Raw genomic sequence first — 19751 nt, forward strand, 5'->3', positions numbered from 1 at the left:
CGATAGCTAAAGGAACACTTAACGGTATAGATATTCTAGCTAAATTCCCTCTAAGATATTAAAAAATCTTCTTATCAAGAATGAATATTAATACACTTTAAAATGTGTTAAAATGGACGCTTTCCAAATGCATTTTGGGCATTTATATCTAATTTCGCAATGTCGAGATTACAAAAACACATAAATTACTGACTCACAATGGACTTATTGCAAAAGATTAAGGAGAATGCAAAGCTGCATGGTAAAAAGATTGTTCTTCCTGAAGGAACTGAAGAAAGAACTTTGCAAGCTGCAGATATCCTTTTGAAAGAAAAAATTGCACAGATTATTTTGATTGGAAATCCTGAAACAATCAAATCTGAAGCTAGCAGAATGAATTTAGAGAACATCTGCAATGCGATTATCATCGATCCTGAAAATCATGATAAGATGGAAGCATACGCTGAGATTTTGTTTGAACTTCGTAAGAAGAAGGGGATGACTATGGAGCAAGCTATGGGGCTTGTTAAAGATCCGCTTTACCTGGCAACACTAATGATTAAAGCAGGTGATGCTGATGGTGAAGTTGCCGGAGCTTTAAATGCGACAGGTGACGTTTTACGTCCGGCATTTCAGATTGTGAAAACAATGCCAGGTTGTTCAGTTGTTTCAGGTGCTTTTATCCTGATCTTAAAAGATAAAACATTTGGTGATAATGGTATGTTGGTTGTTGCTGACTGTGCTGTTCATCCCAATCCTACAGCAAGTGAATTGGCTGAGATTGCTGTTGCAACAGCAAAAACAACAAAAGCGATTGCGAATATGGAACCTCGTGTAGCAATGTTGAGCTTCTCTACTATGGGATCGGCTAAGCACGAAATGGTTGATAAGGTTGTTGAAGCAACTCGTTTGGCTAAAGAAATGGCTCCGGAATTCTTAATTGATGGTGAAATGCAAGCTGATGCTGCTATTGTTGAGGCGATTGGTGCGAGCAAGGCTCCAAATTCTGAAGTTGCTGGTAGAGCCAATGTATTGGTATTCCCAACACTTGAAGTTGGTAATATTGCTTACAAACTGGTACAGCGTTTAGCGGGTGCAGAAGCAGTAGGTCCGGTATTGCAAGGTATGGCTGCTCCTATCAACGATCTTTCAAGAGGTTGTTCAGTTAGCGATATTGTAAACTTGGTTGCTATTACAGCAAATCAGGCTGCAGGCATGTAAGTTGAGAAATCAGAAATAGAATCTTAATCAAACAAATAATAAACAAAATCTAATGAACGTTTTAGTTTTAAATTGCGGAAGTTCTTCATTAAAGTATCAAATTTTGAACATGGGCGAAGAGGCAACTCTTTTAGCTTCTGGTCTGGTTGAACGTATTGGTCTTGACAATGGTGTATTAACTCACAAGCCTGAGGGGAAAGATAAGTTCAAAACAGTTCAGGATATTCCTAACCATTCTGTTGGTATTAACTTAGTCCTTGCTGCTTTAGTTGATGCTGATCATGGTGTAATCTCTGACATTAAAGAAATTAACGCTGCGGGTCATCGTGTGGCTCACGGTGGTGAATATTTCCAGGATTCTGCTTTTGTTACTGAAGAAGCGAAAGCCAATATTAAGGCTTGTTGCGAGTTGGCTCCACTTCATAACCCAGCTAACCTTGAAGGTATTTTAGCAATTGAAAAATTATTGCCAGGTTTGCCACAAGTAGCTGTTTTTGATACTTCATTCCACCAAACTCTTCCAAAAGAAGCTTTCATGTATGGCCTACCATACGAATGCTACGAAGATTTGAAGGTTCGTAAGTATGGTTTCCACGGAACATCTCATAAATTTGTTGCAAACAAAGCTTGTGAAATCTTAGGTTGGAATATTGAAGATAAAAAAATCGTTTCTTGCCACTTAGGTAATGGTGCTTCTGTTTGTGCTATTGATGGTGGTAAATCTATTGAAACTTCAATGGGATTCACGCCTAATGAAGGTCTTTTGATGGGAACTCGTACTGGTAATCTTGACCTTGGTGCGTTATTATATATTGCTGAGAAGAAGGATTTATCGATTCAGGAAACCAATAACTTGATCAATAAAGAGTCAGGTTTGGCAGGTGTTTCAGGTATTTCTTCAGATATGAGAGATCTTGAAAATGCGGCTGCTGAAGGAAACGAAAGAGCCCAATTGGCTTTGGATATGTTCGCGTACCGAGTGAAGCGTTTTGTAGGTTCTTATACCGCTTCTATGGGTGGTGTTGACTTGATTCTTTTCACTGGTGGTATTGGTGAGAATGATGCTGTAACTCGTGAAAAAGTTGCTGGTAAATTCGATTATTTAGGAATGAACTTCGATTTCGAGAAGAATAAAGGTCTTCGTGGAAAAGATGCGATCATTTCTACTGAAGATTCTAAAGTGAAGTGTATGGTTGTAACAACCAATGAAGAGTTGGTTATTGCTAAGGATACACAACGTATTGTTTCTGCACTTTAATTGGCTTAAACATATTTTCAGGAAAGACTACCTTTAAAGAGGTGGTCTTTTTTTGTTTTCTTTCAGCTGGGTTTTGTTTAACAATGTTGTATATTAGATTGTTATTAACCGTAAAAATTGACTCATGAAAAAAATATGCTTTTTAGTCGTAATGCTTTTTGTTATAAATATGGTTTCCGCCCAGGATCTTGAAGTTGAGAAGCAAGCCATAAAAAAAGTAATTCAGACCTCGTATGTTGAAGGCTTGCAGAATGAGGGTGATCTTACTAAAATAGATCAAGGGATTCATCCGGGCTTTGTTCTTTTGGGAATAGGTGAGGAGGAAGAAATGTGGAAACTGCCTATTGGTAAATGGAAAGAGAAAACTGAAATGAAATTGAAAGAGGGGAAACTACCCAGAAAGGAGAATCCTGTATCCATTAAATTTTTGTCCATAGACATAACCGGGACGGCAGCTGTAGCTAAAATTGAATTTTACGTGGGAGAGAAGCTAACCTATATCGATTATATTTCTTTATATAAATTTAAGGGAAACTGGAAAATGGTGAACAAGATCTTTTATAAACTACCATCATAGATCTGTAATTTTGAATAAGAAAAAGGCGATTAGGATTCTGAATTTTAATCGCCTTTTTGTTTTTAATGTAGTGTTTCATTAGGATCCCTTTTGAGTTTCCAGCGCTTATGTGTCCATAACCAATAAGCAGGATCGCGTCTGATCTGTTCTTCGAGTAGTTGCGTGTGTTTTTTACTGATTTCACCGTAGCTCGTCGAACAAGGATTTTCTTCAATAATTTGTAAATCAATCTCGTAGTAGCCGCGTTTAACTCGGGTCATATTCATGAAAATAACAGCATAATTAAACTCAATCGCATATTTCTCTGTTCCAAACATGATAGCCGTATCCTGATTTAAAAATCGTGTCCAAAATAAATTGTTTTTTGACTTCTTAGGGCACTGGTCACAACCAAAACCAATGATTAGATTTCGATCAGTATTATTCTTAAGATAATCTTTCCCTTCTTTCTTTGGGATCAGTTCGATTCCGAATTTCGATCTGGATTCGATGAATTTTTTGTTGAAGAATTTGTTGCTTAAGGGTTTATAAAGGGCAGCCGCCTGATGCTTGAGAGAAAGGTTTAAACAAGCAGCTGCCATTTCCCAGTTGTTGTAATGACCTGAGGCCAATACAATACTCTTATTATTTCTGTAAAGATTATCCAGGATTTCTGGATTTGTAATTTTACAACGATCTAAAGCCTGCTTTTCGCTGATACTAAAACATTTGAGGCTTTCAACGATGAAATCACAGAAGAAATGATAAAACTTTCTCGTAATTTGTTTAATCTCAGTTTTGTTTTTTTCCGGAAAAGAAGCCTTTAAGTTTGATACGACTATAGACTTTCTGTACGATAATAAATAATAGCAGACTAGAAATAAAAGATTCGATATCAGATATAATAATCTAAGTGGAAGTAGAGAAAGCGGTTTTATTATCAGATAATATAAGATTCGTGTCATTTTACATTATTGTGTTAGGGGGCGGCAAATATAGATAAGAGAATCTCATAAACGAAAAAAAAAGGCTTAGAACCATTAGAAATAGTGGCATTACATCATAATTTAAATAATTGATAAGCGATTTAAAAGTTGGGGCAAATCATTAAATTAATAGACGAAAATGACAATGGAAGTTTTATAAAAATATATCTTTGTGGCAAATTGAGAATTATGATTAGATCTACAGAACAAGCATTTAAAACGATTGATACAAAGGCTCAGGGAATTCCTTATGAGGCGATTGATTATTTAAGAAATTTGGATTCAGATGAGGCACTAATCAAGAAGTTGAAATATGCCTTTGAGAATGCTTACAACGGTAAAGTGTACTATTCTGATGATTTGAGAATTATGCTACCCGCACCTTTGTGGTATGCTGTTGTGGCGGAAAAACACTTGCATTTGGACTATGCTGATGATTTATTAAATTTATTCAGTGTTGAGGAAGATTGGGATTTAATGAATGAGCAAGCCGTTTATTTAGTGGGGCAGATGGCGAAACAATTTCCCAATGAGTTTGTAGATAAAGTTTTGGAATACATCGAAGGAAATATCGATAAGGAAAGCAAAACGCCATATATTTTTAGTTTCGAAGCTTTGTATTACGCGACTGATAAGCAGTTCGATCGCATATTTGCGATTCTTGATTTGGAAAACTTTCAGTGGTTGGATCATTATATCAGAATTCTTGGAGATATTCAACACCCGGGAACATTAGATAAGTTTAAAGCCATGTTGCCAAAATTTGAAGGAAAACACACGGCTGTGGAATTGCAGTTCTATATCGATGTGATGGAAGGGCGAGTAACTGATTTTGTAAAAGGACTTGCTTTTTGTGAAATGCGCGATACAGAATGGAAAAACCATTATCAACAAATGGAAGCTATCTTTTCACAATCTGAGGCTCCAATCCAAACCAACAAAAAAATAGGGCGTAATGACCCTTGTATCTGTGGGTCAGGTAAGAAATTCAAGCAGTGTTGTATGAATTAAATGCATATCGATTAATGATCTGTGATTTCAGATTTTAATAATATAAGAAAAGAGGATGTCAAAATGGTTTTGGCATCCTCTTTTCAATTGATATTCGGTATGATCTATAAAGATTGAATCAGACGTCTTTTACGTCAATATCTTTGCTTATCGTCTGGCTTTGTCGAGCAGTTTAAGATCGGCAAGTGCAATAGCCGTAACCGCTTCAATAATCACAGGTACTCGAATTGCAATACAGGCATCATGTCTTCCTTCAATCAGCAAGTCTTCCATTTCTGATTTGGAAATGTTCATGGTTCGCTGACTCACACCTATTGATGAAGTTGGCTTGATGGCAACTCTAAAAACAATTTCATTACCATTGGTAATCCCACCATTGATACCCGCAGCATGATTGGTTTCAGTTTTTCCTTCAGGACTTATGATATTGTCATTATGCTCCGATCCGGTCATTCTTGCAGCTTCGAAACCTGAGCCAAACTCAATCCCTTTGGTTGCAGGGATAGCAAAAACAAGATGGGAAATCATCGATTCTACAGAATCAAAGAAGGGTTCACCCCATCCAATTGGTAAATTATTGGCTCTACACTCAACAATTCCACCAATAGAATCATGGTTCTTGATTGCCTTATCCAAAGCGGCATCGAAATCGGTTGATCCACCAATTTCTGTCAGATTGGCTTCGATATTAACATCACCAAGAATCTTTTTGGCAACTGTTCCGGCAACAACTAAGCCTAAGGTGATTCTTCCGGAGAAATGACCACCACCCGTGTAATCATTGTTTTTGCCAAATTTGTGTTGTGCTACAAAATCGGCATGACCTGGACGAGGTGTATCAAGTAAATTGCTGTAATCCTTCGATTGTGTATTTGTATTTTGGAATAAAATAATGAGCGGTGCACCTGTGGTTTTGCCTTTAAAAGTACCACTGAGAATGCTTGGTAAATCTTTTTCGATACGTGGTGTTGTGCCTTTAGCGCCTGATTTACGACGACTCAAATCAGGGAGTAAATCATCTTCGGTCATCGAAATGCCTGATGGACAGCCATCAATCGTAATACCGACACCTTTGCCGTGAGATTCTCCGAATATGCTGATTTTGAAAATTCTTCCGAATGTATTCATAGGGATAATCGTTTGTATAGGCTGGATAGAATCCAGTTGTGGTTTAATAATTTGGTAATAGTGAAAACAAAGATAGCAATTTTGTGAATGAGCAATGTGCTATTGGGCTAAATTGGTGTTTCATAAATTTGGATTATACATTTTTGATATTATTGTATTTGTTTAGTCAAAATCTAACATGTTTAGGAAATTGAGCTTTGTCATGGTTTACTATAGCCTTTTTAGTATTTTAGCCAACTAGAAAAGAACTATTACTAACATAAAACAAACACAAGGTGAAAAGAACATTTCTTTCATTATTTGCAGCGAGTGTTTTATTAAGCTCATGCAATTGCGACAAGTGTGATAAAACTGAGGCAAATGGGAATCCATTTTTCTCAGAATATAACACACCACATCAAACAGCTCCGTTTGATCAGATTAAATTTGAACATTATAAGCCAGCTTTTCTTGAAGGAATGAAGCAAGAGCAAGCTGAGGTTTTAGCCATTGCAAACAGCAAAGAGGAGCCTACTTTTGCAAACACAATTGAAGCTTTCGAAAAGACAGGTGAATTATTGTCTAAAGTGAGCAATGTTTTTTATGCACAAAAAGGTTTTAACAACAACGATTCCATTGCAAAGTTGGCAAAAGAAATGTCTCCATTGTTGACTAAGCATGGTGCTGATATTAGCCTTAACGAAAACCTATTCAAGAGAATTAAAACGGTTTACGATAAGAAAGATGATTTAAAGCTTTCTGTTGAGCAAAATACGTTGCTTGAGAAAATGTACCAAGGATTTGTACGTAGTGGTGCTAATCTTGACGCAGATAAGAAAGCAAAACTTCGTGAGATCGATGAAAAGTTGTCATTGCTTACGATGCAGTATGGCGATAATGTATTGGCTGAAACCAATGCTTTCGAATTGGTTATTGACAATAAAGAAGACCTTGCTGGTTTACCTGAGTCAGTTATTGGCGCTGCTGCTGAAAAAGCAACTGCTGCTGGTAAAGAAGGTAAATGGATGTTTGGTTTGGATAAGCCATCAATGCTTCCTTTTTTACAGTACTCTGACAAGCGTGACTTGAGAGAGAAATTGTATATGGGATACGTAAACCGTGGTAACAATAACAATGAGTTCGATAACAAGAAGAATGCTCAGGAGATTGCCAACCTAAGAATCGAGAGAGCTAAGTTGTTCGGATTTAAAAACCATGCTGCTTATGTTCTTGACAGAAATATGGCTAAGACTCCAGAGAAAGCGATGGAGTTATTGAACAAACTTTGGGATGCTGCTTTGCCAAATGCAAAAAAAGAAGCTGTTGAGTTACAGAAAATGATTGACAAAGAAGGCGGCAAATTTAAGTTGGCTTCTTGGGACTGGTGGTACTATTCAGACAAAGTGAAGAAAGCGAAGTATGCTTTGGATGAAGAAGAATTGCGTCCTTACTTTGAGATCAACAACGTACGTGATGGTGCTTTTGCTTTGGCAACAAAGCTTTATGGTATCAAGTTCGTTGAGCGTAACGATATTGCTAAATTCCACGAAGAGTGTCAAACTTGGGAGCTTCAGGAAGCTGATGGAACCCATATTGGTATCTTCTATTTGGATTATCACCCACGTGCTTCTAAGCGTGGTGGTGCTTGGATGGATTCATTCCGTAAGCAATCAGGTTTAGGTACTGACAAGGAGATTACTCCAATTATCATGAATATTTGTAACTTCACCAAGCCAGTAGGCGACGGACCAGCATTGCTTAGTCCTGATGAAGTTGAGACTTTATTCCACGAGTTTGGTCACGCACTTCACGGATTCCTATCTAAGTGTCGTTACAACACATTGTCTGGTACTTCTGTATCACGTGATTTTGTTGAACTTCCATCTCAGGTAATGGAAAACTGGGCTTTTGAACCAGAGATGTTGGCATTATATGCTAAGCATTACAAGACAGGTGAGGTGATTCCAGCTGAATTGGTTGAGAAGATTCAGGCTGCAGGTAAATTCAATCAAGGATTTGCTACGGTTGAATATCTTGCTGCTTCATTGTTAGATATGAAGTACCACACTTTAACTGAGCCATTGACTGAAGATGTCATGACTTTTGAAAAGAACTACCTTGAAGGAATCGGATTAATTCCTGAGATCTATTCAAGATACCGTTCTACTTATTTCAATCATATTTTTGCTGGAGGATACTCTGCAGGTTACTATGCTTACATTTGGGCTGGTGTACTTGATTCTGATGCATTCCAGGCATTTAAGGAAACTTCATTATTCGACCAGGCTACTGCAAAAGCATTCCGCGAAAATGTATTGTCCAGAGGTGGAACAGAAGATCCAATGGTACTTTACAAGCGCTTTAGAGGTGCTGAACCAAGTATCGAGCCTTTATTAAAGAAGAGAGGTTTGAAATAAACCCATCTAAATAAATATGAGAAATCCGATTCACGAAAGTGGGTCGGATTTTTTTTGTATCCATTCATCTTCAATTACTATATTTATATGAACAGTGAGTTAAAGATTTTATATTGGTTATAATCATACGGTTTGATCAGATAGTTACACTCTATATTTTTTTAAGGCTATCAACAAAAGTATTTCATATTTGTTTAGACTTACTCATTGATAAAGTCCATTGTCCGCAATACTTCATTTTAATCATTTTAAATTGACTTTTAAATTATTTAGATCCTTTATGTCAGATTTGAAATTTTGTTTTTGATATAAAAGGTGAAATAATATGAATTTGAAACAGGTTTTTACTTTATGAAGATCTGTTTTGTAAAATATATTAGAGCTTATATTTCTCAGATTAAAAGTTATTGTCTTTGGGGAGATGTTTTTACTTAATAGTTTGCGTGGAACTGTACTTTTTTTTTATTCTCAAAATTGCAAGTTGAAAGCTTCTATCTTCGTTTAAGGAAAGCTATCTTTGGAAGTTGAAAACCAATTAGTCTTGATGAGTTGATGACTTGTTGTGGAACTATTTCTAAAAAACAAACAAGATGAAGATCTTTTTCGATGTCCTAAATATCTATTACTTGCCCCAATATCTTCCTGTATTTGAAGAACTCAATAAGCGAGGGCACAGCTGTCGTTTCATTGTTTATTCCAAAAAGAATGATGAAGCTAAGATGACAGAATTGTTGGAAAGTATGGGGATTGAGTATACTTGGGTTTACGACTACAACGTGGCTAAGGATGTGTATTTAAAAGATCAACCCGATTGGATCTTCTTCGGGAATGAGTTTCCTTATTTGGATGAGATTCATAAAGTATCGAGAACCGTGCAAATGGGGCATGGTATAGGCCCAAAGCCAAGTTATTATTTAAAGTCGAAGACACCAATGACCGTCCGTTTTATCGAAGGAGATTTGCGTTTAGATAAAATTATGCAAATGTTTCCTGATGATAATTTTCAGCAAGTTGGTTTTTCTAAACTCGACCCCATTTTTAATAAAACAGAGAAGGGCATCGATTGGGGAAAGGTGAATTTGGACCCGAATAAGCCAACTTTGTTATATGCACCAACATTTAACCCAAGCTCACTGGGATGTTTCCCAAGGAATTGGCCTAAGGAATTTCAAGCTTACAATATCTTGATTAAGGTTCACGCTTTAACCTTATCGAGAGATCGTTATAAAAAGGAGCAGAAGCTAATTAAACAATGGGCGAGCTATCCGAATGTTTATGTGGCTGAGATTGATGAATTCTCATTAGTCCCTTTTTTGGTTTCAGCAGACTTGCTTATTAGTGAGGCATCTTCAACTTTATTTGAATTTGCTGCCTTAAATAAACCTGTTGTTATTTGTGACTTTTACGATCTAAAATGGTCTTATAAAGGCATATTTAAGTATCGATTTGATGCACGTTTTGGTAAGGATTCAGTAATCTATAATGACTTGGGAGCTCATGCAAAGAGTTATAAGCATTTGAAAAAGAAAGTTGAAGAGGAGTTAAGTCAGCCTAAAAATTTTGAAGCGAACAGAAAAGCTTACACTCGTGACCATGTGGGGCCTACAGACGGGAAAGCATCAGCTCGAATAGCCGATTATATAGAGGCGAATAAGTAGAGAATAAAGAGAGGCTTAAGTTCAAAAAAACTTAAGCCTTTTATATGGTTTATTTATTGTCGATTAATTTAAGTGTGTTTTTCAGGATTGTAGAACTCACACTTTTAGTATATGAGAAGTAGACCATCTCGCATGTTACTGGTGGATATTTTCCTTTCCAGTCATCACCAACCGAGATCGCATCGATGCCATATTTATCAACGACTTTTTGTTTATCCTTATCTTCTTGTGGGATTACTTCATCAACATATTTAATGGATGAAACCATTCTAGCTCTTTCCTCAAAAGGAATAACCGGCTTTTTACCTTTGGTTTTTAAAATGAGTTCATCCGTTGAAACACCTACAATCAAATGATCACAAAGTTCTTTCGACTGCTTAAAAATATTTAAGTGTCCGAAGTGTAATAAATCGTAGCAGCCAGATGTGTACATTTTACCATATTTCTTTTCCGAATTTGAATTTGGTAAATTGTCTTGAATAGCTATTTTGATTTCTTCCAGTTGTTCCTGGCTAATGGTGTTATGATTTTGAGTGAAATTAACAGGTTTAGGCCAATCTATATCAACAAAATCATTCGACTTGAAACTGCTGTTTTTACTATAACGAGGAATCACATGAAAGTGCACCTCGGGGTCAACCATCATCAACATATTATAGTTGATTTTATCGTATTTGAATATTTTTTGTGTGCTCAACTCAATGTCCTTGGTCACGGTCGATAGTTCACTTGTTGCCTCCGAACTAATTTCATGAAAGTTGTGTTTTTCTTCTCTACATATCAGAATCATTGAGCCTAATGTCAGTTGTTGTTCTCTAACTAACAATAGCCAATGTTTGTATTCCTTAATAAGTGTGCGAGGGTAACCGAATTTCTTTAAAGTATCTTTAAGCATATATTTTGTATCACATGATTAGCAAACTAAGATCAAGGCCATGCAGGTGTAGATATCCACCCGTTCTGTTTGATGAGTACAAAACTAAGCAAACATCCATTTGAATGCAAAAAAGACCTTTGAAATTATAGGTTTGATATAAATAGAAATGTCAGATTAAGATTTTCGAATCAAGTCTTCGAAATACTGAATGGTTTTAATCAGGCCTTCTTCCAACTGGATTTTAGGTTCCCAGTTATTTAATTTTTCTTTTGCCAGGCTAATATCCGGTTGTCGCTGCATTGGATCGTCCATAGGTAATTCTCTATGGATTATCTTCGATTTAGATTGAGTGAGCTCAATTACCTTTTGAGCTAATGCGAGAATGGTAAATTCATTGGGATTGCCGATGTTTACTGGTCCAATGAAATCACATGGTGAATTCATCATTCTAATGGCTCCTTCAACCAAATCGTCAACATATTGAAAACTTCTGCTTTGTGAACCATCACCATAAATGGTGATATCTTCACCTTTTAAAGCCTGAATGATGAAGTTTGAAACCACACGCCCATCATTAGGATGCATATTAGGCCCATAGGTATTGAAAATACGCATGATTTTAATATCCACCTGATTTTGTTTGTGGTAATCCATAAACAGGGTTTCAGCACAACGCTTGCCTTCGTCGTAACAAGAGCGAACACCAATAGGGTTCACATTTCCCCAGTAATCCTCGGTCTGTGGATGGATCTCAGGATCGCCATACACCTCACTTGTTGATGCTTGCAGGACACGAGCTTTAATGCGTTTGGCTAATCCAAGCATATTAATAGCACCCATAACCGAAGTCTTGGTCGTTTTTATGGGATTGTATTGGTAGTGAACTGGCGAAGCAGGGCAGGCCAGATTGTATATTTGATCGACCTCAGCGAAGTAAGGTTGAATTACATCGTGACGTACCAACTCAAAATAAGGATGAGATATAAGATGTTCAATATTTCGCTTGTTACCTGTGAAATAATTGTCGAGACAAATAACATCATTGCCTTCTTTTATTAGACGATCGCATAGGTGAGATCCAATAAATCCAGCTCCTCCAGTAACAAGTATACGTTTCATGATTATCTTATTTTATTATCCTTTATATATATTCTGATTACTAATATCTGAAATAAAGTTCTATCATTTTTTGATTTTCCCATATTTTTTCGACATTTCCCATCTCCGTAGTATTGATAGTTTTCTTTTCTCTGGAACAGTATTGTTCTTTAGCCAGTTCTTAACTGCTTCAATCATCCTTTTTGCAGATTTCCCATCACTTAAAGGGTGGTAATTATCGATAATCCATTGTCTGTTTTTCTGGTTGATATCAGATTTCAAAACTGATTCGACTGAACTTATAAGTAATTCTGGTTTATCAACATTTGTCCATTTGATGTTTCCTGATGATGTTTTAAATGTAACAACGGGTTTATCTAGCAATAAAAATTCATAGACAACCGATGATGTGTCGCTTATCATTAAGTCAGAAATAATCAGATATTTAATGATATTGGGATCATCTACGATTACAAGATTTTTTAGAGTTTGGGCAGCTTGTTTATATTTTGCTTTCACCTCCTTATTCATTTTATCATGAAACTTAATCAAAACCAGATGATTTGGATTTTTAGATAAAGTTATGATCTCATTAAATATAGCTTCTGCCGATGTTAAGCTAGGCGAGAAAGTGGGAGCAAAGAGAAGAATCTTTTGCGCTTGATGTTTCTCAAGTAAGGCTTGTTTTTCTTCTTTAAAATCGTTTTTCTGAATGAATAGAGCATCTAGTTTGCACCAACCTGTTTCAATAACCTCGAAATCACCATGTTTTTTTGCTAGTTGATTAAATCGTTTTGTGAAGAAAGCTCCGGATGTTAAGTATAAATCATAGTAATTACGGATTCTAAAATGACCTTTCTTTCTCTTTTTAAAAAGACCTTTCTCTCCCCCAGCTAATCCATGGAAAACTTGAACTTTTACACCTCTTAAAAAATGAGGGACATTGTTTCCTGGTGCAAAAATGGCATCAGCTTTAAAATCTACAATGGCTTGTATTGAACTAGTTATAGTAGAGTCAGCCTTATACGGAAAGATACTGGTAATATCAGAATCAATATACCATATTACTTCATCTCCAGCTTGTTCTGCTTCCATTTGAAGGGGGCGAAGAATACCAAAAGAATAAGGTTTTTTACAAAATAAAACGACTTTCATATAGCTGTAGTATTATACTTATTTGGATGATTTTAAACGTTTTTTGAATTTCTTTTTACGTTCAATATTTTCTTTGTGTTTTTTGTCAAATTCAATTAAAAGACGGGTAGCTTCTTCTTCATTTCTATTGTTTATTTTTGCATATTCACGAGCGATAATTTCTAGTTCATTATCTGAAGCCCAAATTTGAGCAAAATTTCTCAATCCCTTAATATAATCCATTTTCTCGAATCTCATTCGGTTTATATCTACAATACTAAAATCATATTGTTGGTTTTCAAGTCGAGTGATGAGAATGTTGCCACGAGAATAATCGAGGTGATGGATGTTGTTTTTATGAAGCTTTTCGTAGGTAAATACGGCAAATTGTCTCAATATATTTTCTTTATCAGGAAAATCAAAGCCAATTAAATCACGAATAGTAAAATCGTAATCTTGATGTATAGAGATATAGTAGCTACGATTAAATAAGCCATTTTTAAAAATCTCGATATTGGCAATGGGTTCAGGGGTTTCAGCTCCACAAGCTCTTATTTTCATGGCATATTCAAAAGAATGCTTTGCCTTTGATCCTCTCAGGTATGCGTAAGCAATTTTATTTATTAGATGAGGTATTTTGAAAGACTTAACATTCAGCTTTAGTCCTTTGTATTCAAACACACGAATTTCATTTCGCCCTTTGTAGATTGACTTTCCTTCCTTGTCGAAATTTTGATGAAGATTTTCGAGAAAGGGCTTCAGTTGTGAATATTTAGGATTGACTTTAATTCGCATAGATTAATAGAATGAATGGATAAAATTATCCTAGTTTTTGTACAAAAGCTTTTGTTATTCTCTTTATCGACTCACCACCAATTCTGTTGTAGGGGATCAAATCAGGGGCAATAAATTCGTAATCTGAGATATCGTCTTTTGCGTGTATATGGTTAAATGAATTTAGTTCACAAATATAAGCTAAATCCAGTGTAAATACAGATAATCCACCGAAAACATATTCGTTTGGTGATGATATAAAGTATCTGTATTTATCAATGTCGAGATTCAGTTCTTCTTTTATTTCTCTAACTAAAGCCTGTTCAGCTGTTTCCATGATGTCAACAAAACCTCCTGGCAAATCGAGCATGCCTTTGTGAGGATTAATGGCACGTTTAGTAAAAAGAATTTCCCCCTTATTGTTGATAATTAAAGCAGCGACCGCAGCAGCTGAGTTAATGTATAAATGAAATTGGCATTTCTTGCATAAGAAGGATTGATCTTCTCTAAAAGAAAATTCACTACTGCCACACTTAGGGCAATAGTGAATGGTGTTTTTGGGTCGTGTCGACATCATGCCGTTTATTATTGATTTATATTTGTGTCTGAATCAAAAATGCAGATGAATGGAACTTATTAAAGTTCAATAACCATCTTTAGAATTTTCTCTAATTCTTCTGCATCAACTTCATTGAATGAGTTGAATTCACGAGAGTCAACATCAAATACGCCAATGATATTGCCGGATTTGTCTTTTAAGGGAAGGACAATTTCAGAATTTGTTGCTGAATCGCAGGCAATATGGCCAGGAAAGTCGTGTACGTCGGGGACAACAATTGTCTCCTTTTGATTGATTGCAGCCCAACAAACACCTTTGTCCTTGGCTAACTTTTGACAAGCTACAGGACCTTGGTACGAATGAACCAATAGTTCTCCATCAACAAGAAGGTAGATGCCTGTCCACGAATAATATTTGATTTTATGATGCAGAATGGCTTCTACGGTTGCCAGTCTTGACATCATATTTTCAGTCGATTTGAATAAGCCCCTTAATTGCTCGTTTAATCTTTGATAGCGTGCTCTTTTGCTTTTATTTATTTTGTCCATATGACTTTTTTTAATTGAATATGCGAATCTAAACAATGATCCCATTAAACACAACTCGAAAGTTATCGAGTTTCTAAATTTTGGAAGGTGAAAAATTGAGTTTCACCCGCTTTTACCGTGAAATTTAATTCCTGGCTGGTGTGCCCATTGATCCCACTGTTAAGATTTAATTTCAGTTTGTACTTACCTGGTTTTAATTTGATTCGGGTGTAATAGATGCTGTGAGGAAGTGTCTGCCAGTTTCGGGTGTCAGCTTTCTCTGTTAGGGCGTTAGCAATACTGAGTAGGGTTCCCATTGTTTTGTCCTGGCTACGTGTGTATTCCTCAAGTGCCTTTTTGGTTGCTAGTCTTATAATTGAATTCGCCAATTCTCTTACCATGCGATCTTTGAGGCATTTGAAGGCAATCGCATTGATGTCTTCTGCTTTTTCCAGGTTAAAATGAGTTAGACTGTCGAGTTCGATAGATGCTTGATTGAATAAAGGCATACGTTCTCTGTATTTGGGGAACGCAATTCTGATGAAATCGAGATTGTTTAATGCGGAGCGCTCATTGCTATTGAAATTGCTCGTGTTGAAAGGGAAGCTGACTCCTTCTTCACTGTTGGCAAGTGTAAGTATACCGCCAGCGCCTCTATTGGCCGCAAAATTGATACTCCACTCATCCTTAACAGGGCCTAATCCGTTCATCCAAATAAAGATTATTTCACCTTCAATTTTTCTATCAGAACTATCAATCATGCCAAACTCCTTGCTGTAGAAATTATATTCTTGATCGAAACCGATTCGTTTTGCTGTTCTTAAAATGTCTTTTTTTAATTGTTCTGGAGGAGTGGTTCCAAAGTTTTCAGTATAGTTTTCTTTGTATATATTGTAGGCATTTCGATAGGCAATAAAGGCATTGTTGTAGTCTTTTGATGCCTCATAAATCATTCCCATGAGGTTATGAGCAAAGGCATCATCGCTGTATCTGTTTTTATGGTTTTTTGGGTATTTGTCGTTAAGGGTATAAAGCTTTTCATTGACACGGCGACATTCAATAAGCGCTTCTTCTTTTTTTCCCTGCTCAAGATACCCAATGGCTTTATAATAGTTAATCAGAACATTTTCAAAGTCCTCAGGTATATAGGGTTTCACACTGGGATTGGTGAGGTATGCCAAAGCTTCTGAACCCAGATTTTTTCTCTGATCTTCAATAAACAAATCAGCTTCGTTGAAGAACTTATTTGCCAATACGTAGTCTTGCTGCATCCAGGCTAAAGTTCCTTTGTTTACAAGGTACAGGACCCGGTTTCGATTGGCTTGTAATTTTTTGTTCGCATCCAAATGCTTATTCGCGCTTTGCATATCACCACTTGCAAAACTTTTATTGAAGGCTTCGTTTTGTTGATAATATGTCGCACAAGCAGACAATAGAAGTGGAGCTAGTACAATGAGAAAAAATCGAAATAGTTTTTGTTTTGGGAGCATCATACTAAGAGGATGGTTGAATGTTTGACTTAGGAATTACAGTCAAGAAGTTAAATACTTACAGGACAAATTGTCCTGCAAGCATTCCTATTTAGTTTTCAGTTGACCCGTTTAATTTGTAGAATAAATTCAAAATCAACTGATGTTTAAACCTCAATTTATCGGTTTACATATTTCTTGATTTTTTTATCGCCCATCCAAACAAGCTCGCTAGTCTCAATGTTTGTTAATTCCAGGTTCAACTGGTAATAACGTACTTTTTCTCTCTTGTGACTATCGATAATCGAATTGATATCACCTTGAAGAATAAAGTCAGCACCCAGTTCTTGTCCCCATTTTTTTATGGTTTCTTTTGAGGCGAAATCTTGTTGATCAGCTCTTTCCTGACGGAGATCTTCACGTTTAGAACCTGCTTGAACCAATCGCACTCTGCCATCGTTTAGAATCGATTTCTCAATATCTTTGATATAGGTATCTGCTTCAATGTGTTCTGAACTTTTATTATAGATCAATCCTACAATTACAACGGGCTTTCGGTTGAATTCCTTCTCGAAATCCGCAATCCAATTCTGACTCAAAACCTGTTGGGTAAGAGCCTGTGCAGCCAGCTGAGAATCGGTATCATTCCAACGGCCACTTAAGTCAATTTGTTGATCAGGTGAAACTCTTGAAATTTGACGTGAACAAGATGAACTGGCAACTAAGACCAATGCAAAAACTAATAAACGAAATGAATGATTCATAATGTGTGTTTTAATTTTCTCTAATAGATTGTTATTTTCAATATACTCATATTTAATGAGGACTCGGTAAATTACAGGATGTAATCTTTATGATGACAATCAATTTGTGTGCCACACTTACTTGACCTGACGAACTAATTTTTCAAGTTTTGCGTAATGTTTATCACTCACTGCAGTCATCGGTAATCTAAAGTTGTTTTCAATCAGTTTGTTAATGTTTAATATGGCTTTGATGCCTGCCGGATTTCCCTCTGCAAATAAGTTTTGAATAATTTCGAAAAGCTTAAAGTGTAACGTTTTAGCATTTTCAATTTCACAATTTAGGGCAGCATTCACCATATCACTAAATTCTTTTGGGAATGCATTTGCAACAACAGATATAACCCCTTCAGCTCCCAAACAAATCATGGGGAAAGTTAGAGCATCGTCTCCGGAAATAACAGCGAAGTCACTGGGCTTATTATTGATGATTGCCATAATTTGCTCCATATTACCGGAAGCTTCTTTTATAGCGACGATATTTTTAAAATCATTCGCCAAACGAAGCGTTGTTTCTGCTGAGATATTAATGGATGTTCGACCAGGAACATTGTATAAGATCACTGGAACAGGACTTGCTTCTGCAATCATTTTATAGTGCTGGTAAAGGCCTTCCTGACTGGGTTTGTTATAATAAGGCGCAACAGATAGGATACCTGCGATCTCTTTATAGGCATGAAAGTTTTTAATGTTTTCGACAACTTCAAGGGTGTTGTTGCCACCAATACCAATAACAAGAGGGACTCTTTTGTTGTTGATTTTAATAATGTGATCAATTACAGCCTTTTTCTCATCTTTATTAAGAGTTGCGGCCTCACCAGTTGTTCCCATAACAACAAGGTAGTTTATTCCATTGTCAATTTGGAAATCGACTAAGTTTGTAAGAGAGTTAAAATCGATATTTCCGTTTGTGGAGAAAGGAGTGATGATGGCAACTCCTGTTCCTGTAAATTGATGTGACATATTATTTTAGTTTTTCTTAATTTCTGAAAGGTAATTGATACTGTCTTGAATTAGGTTTTGTATGCTTGATTGCTCTTTGAGTTCAATCATAAAGTCCAAATGTTCTTTATTATTTGCATTTGCCCCAACCTTAAATGCGGATTTCGATAGTGATACGATGTATTGAACAGGCAACTCTTCTGATTGGGTCAGAACAAATAAAATATCGAATTTTTGTTTAAAGAATTCAGATATTTCATGCGTTTGAGGAATGCCTTTCCAATTGCTATCCTGATCGGAGAAATAAATGAAGTCTAAGGTGTTTAGTGGTCTTTGAGGTATGTCCTCACCTGTATACCAACCTGCAGCATTTACTTTATACCCCTGGCTTTTTAAATCTTTATAAAAATCACTGACAATTTTATTATTCCCTTTTTGATTTGTATCGAAAAGAATACCAATATGGCGTGCACTGTTCATGTTGTGAAATTCTACACGTCTTTGTTGTTTTTTTAACTGATTGTTTAGAATTTTTCGGGCAATATTTTCAGCTGTTTTTTTGAAAATGCTCATATCTAGTTAAGTAATCTTTATTAAAATAAATATAATCTGTTAGATTTTAAACTTAAAAGAAAGTCTATTTGTATGAAAATCAGGCACAATATAATGATTTTTTCGGGCTTGAAGGAGCAAAAAAAAGCCTTTGTTAAAGGCTTTTTTTAGTTCAATTGTAAATCAGGGAGCTAAGCGATGAAATTTCCATTTTTTGTCTTCCAGGAAATATTCAATCCTATCGTTTAAGCGGCTTTCGCGTCCTTGCCAAAATTCAAATTTTTCAGGAATAAGTTGATAGCCTCCCCAAAAAGCCGGACGCTGAAAATCATCTCCAAATTTTGTTTTGAAATCTTCTATGGCTGTTTCTAACTCAGCTCGGTTTTTTAATATGCTTGACTGGGGAGAAACAGCTGCAGCCCGACGACTTCCTACAGGGCGTTCCATAAAATACCGGTCGGAATGTTCGGGCGATAATTGTTGAATATGACCTTCTATTCGAATCTGTTTTTCTAATTGTGGCCAAAAAAACACCATTGCGGCATTCGGATTTTGTTTTAACTCTTTCCCTTTTCTGCTATCGTAGTTTGTGAAAAAACAGTAGCCTTCTTCTGAATAATCCTTAAGTAAAAGGATTCTAGCGCTTGGTTTCCCTTCTGAGTTAACAGTAGCCAGAGTCATAGCATTGGCATCGGGGAGGTTGGCATTAAGAGCCATTTTAAACCAGGCGTCAAATTGGTCAAAGGGATTGGGTTTTACATCCTCTTCGTTGAGTTGGTTCAGGGAATACTCATGTCTTTTTTTCTGAATATCTTCTTGCATG

At 36.2% G+C, this 19751-nt stretch carries 19 protein-coding genes; 6 read left to right on the plus strand and 13 right to left on the minus strand.

Going from position 1 to position 19751, the window contains the following annotated elements; genetic code table 11:
- Positions 1–198: 198 nt before the first annotated feature.
- From pta to EV201_RS00875, 3 genes are all read left to right on the plus strand, one after another.
- A complete protein-coding gene (gene pta / locus EV201_RS00865) occupies positions 199–1200 on the plus strand; it encodes a phosphate acetyltransferase (RefSeq protein WP_130305516.1) in 1002 nt (333 codons plus the stop codon).
- 52 nt (positions 1201–1252) lie between these two features.
- Positions 1253–2458: an acetate/propionate family kinase gene (locus EV201_RS00870; RefSeq protein WP_130305517.1), complete on the plus strand. Its 1206-nt coding sequence runs from the start codon at positions 1253–1255 to the stop codon at positions 2456–2458.
- Positions 2459–2582: 124 nt separating this feature from the next.
- Positions 2583–3035, plus strand: coding sequence for a nuclear transport factor 2 family protein (locus EV201_RS00875; protein WP_130305518.1), 453 nt, complete (start codon positions 2583–2585; stop codon positions 3033–3035).
- A gap of 62 nt (positions 3036–3097) precedes the next feature.
- Here EV201_RS00875 and EV201_RS00880 read toward each other — a convergent pair whose 3' ends face one another.
- Positions 3098–3979: a lysophospholipid acyltransferase family protein gene (locus EV201_RS00880; protein WP_130305519.1), complete on the minus strand. Its 882-nt coding sequence runs from the start codon at positions 3977–3979 to the stop codon at positions 3098–3100.
- A 210-nt stretch (positions 3980–4189) separates the two neighbouring features.
- On the opposite strand from EV201_RS00880, the gene EV201_RS16595 reads away from it, so the two are divergent.
- Entirely contained in the window at positions 4190–5011 is an 822-nt protein-coding gene (locus EV201_RS16595) for an SEC-C metal-binding domain-containing protein (RefSeq protein WP_278043086.1), read from the plus strand.
- Positions 5012–5158: 147 nt separating this feature from the next.
- On the opposite strand, the gene EV201_RS00890 is transcribed toward EV201_RS16595, so the two are convergent.
- Positions 5159–6139 carry a chorismate synthase gene (locus EV201_RS00890; protein WP_130305520.1) on the minus strand — a complete coding sequence of 327 codons (981 nt, stop codon included), beginning with the start codon at positions 6137–6139 and terminating at the stop codon, positions 5159–5161.
- A 275-nt stretch (positions 6140–6414) separates the two neighbouring features.
- Here EV201_RS00890 and EV201_RS00895 point away from each other — a divergent pair, with 275 nt between their 5' ends.
- Entirely contained in the window at positions 6415–8535 is a 2121-nt protein-coding gene (locus EV201_RS00895) for a M3 family metallopeptidase (RefSeq protein ID WP_130305521.1), read from the plus strand.
- A 590-nt stretch (positions 8536–9125) separates the two neighbouring features.
- Positions 9126–10193 carry a CDP-glycerol glycerophosphotransferase family protein gene (locus EV201_RS00900; RefSeq protein WP_130305522.1) on the plus strand — a complete coding sequence of 356 codons (1068 nt, stop codon included), beginning with the start codon at positions 9126–9128 and terminating at the stop codon, positions 10191–10193.
- 49 nt (positions 10194–10242) lie between these two features.
- Here EV201_RS00900 and EV201_RS16470 read toward each other — a convergent pair whose 3' ends face one another.
- The 11 genes from EV201_RS16470 to pdxH form a co-directional block, all read right to left on the minus strand.
- Positions 10243–11088 carry an adenylyltransferase/cytidyltransferase family protein gene (locus EV201_RS16470; RefSeq protein ID WP_207224359.1) on the minus strand — a complete coding sequence of 282 codons (846 nt, stop codon included), beginning with the start codon at positions 11086–11088 and terminating at the stop codon, positions 10243–10245.
- A gap of 156 nt (positions 11089–11244) precedes the next feature.
- The gene (locus EV201_RS00910; RefSeq protein ID WP_130305523.1) at positions 11245–12189 is read right to left on the minus strand and encodes a UDP-glucuronic acid decarboxylase family protein; all 945 of its coding nucleotides are present in this window, start codon (positions 12187–12189) and stop codon (positions 11245–11247) included.
- A 63-nt stretch (positions 12190–12252) separates the two neighbouring features.
- Positions 12253–13323, minus strand: a complete 1071-nt coding sequence (locus EV201_RS00915; RefSeq protein ID WP_130305524.1) for a CDP-glycerol glycerophosphotransferase family protein — start codon at positions 13321–13323, stop codon at positions 12253–12255.
- 18 nt (positions 13324–13341) lie between these two features.
- On the minus strand, positions 13342–14097 hold the full coding sequence (locus EV201_RS00920) for a hypothetical protein (RefSeq protein WP_130305525.1): 756 nt from the start codon (positions 14095–14097) through the stop codon (positions 13342–13344).
- Positions 14098–14122: 25 nt separating this feature from the next.
- Entirely contained in the window at positions 14123–14653 is a 531-nt protein-coding gene (locus EV201_RS00925; protein WP_242610438.1) for an NUDIX hydrolase, read from the minus strand.
- A 59-nt stretch (positions 14654–14712) separates the two neighbouring features.
- Positions 14713–15183: a GAF domain-containing protein gene (locus EV201_RS00930; RefSeq protein ID WP_130305526.1), complete on the minus strand. Its 471-nt coding sequence runs from the start codon at positions 15181–15183 to the stop codon at positions 14713–14715.
- A gap of 62 nt (positions 15184–15245) precedes the next feature.
- On the minus strand, positions 15246–16655 hold the full coding sequence (locus EV201_RS00935; protein WP_130305527.1) for a COG3014 family protein: 1410 nt from the start codon (positions 16653–16655) through the stop codon (positions 15246–15248).
- 155 nt (positions 16656–16810) lie between these two features.
- Entirely contained in the window at positions 16811–17395 is a 585-nt protein-coding gene (locus tag EV201_RS00940) for a penicillin-binding protein activator LpoB (protein ID WP_130305528.1), read from the minus strand.
- A gap of 117 nt (positions 17396–17512) precedes the next feature.
- Positions 17513–18397, minus strand: a complete 885-nt coding sequence (gene dapA, locus EV201_RS00945; protein ID WP_130305529.1) for a 4-hydroxy-tetrahydrodipicolinate synthase — start codon at positions 18395–18397, stop codon at positions 17513–17515.
- Between the two features lie 6 nt (positions 18398–18403).
- Positions 18404–18949: a DUF6913 domain-containing protein gene (locus EV201_RS00950; protein WP_130305530.1), complete on the minus strand. Its 546-nt coding sequence runs from the start codon at positions 18947–18949 to the stop codon at positions 18404–18406.
- Positions 18950–19111: 162 nt separating this feature from the next.
- Complete coding sequence (pdxH, locus tag EV201_RS00955; protein WP_130305531.1) at positions 19112–19750, minus strand: pyridoxamine 5'-phosphate oxidase; 639 nt, start codon at positions 19748–19750, stop codon at positions 19112–19114.
- Position 19751 lies beyond the last annotated feature (1 nt).

Origin of the sequence: Ancylomarina subtilis (assembly GCF_004217115.1) — a bacterium.
Classification (GTDB): Bacteria; Bacteroidota; Bacteroidia; order Bacteroidales; family Marinifilaceae; genus Ancylomarina; species Ancylomarina subtilis.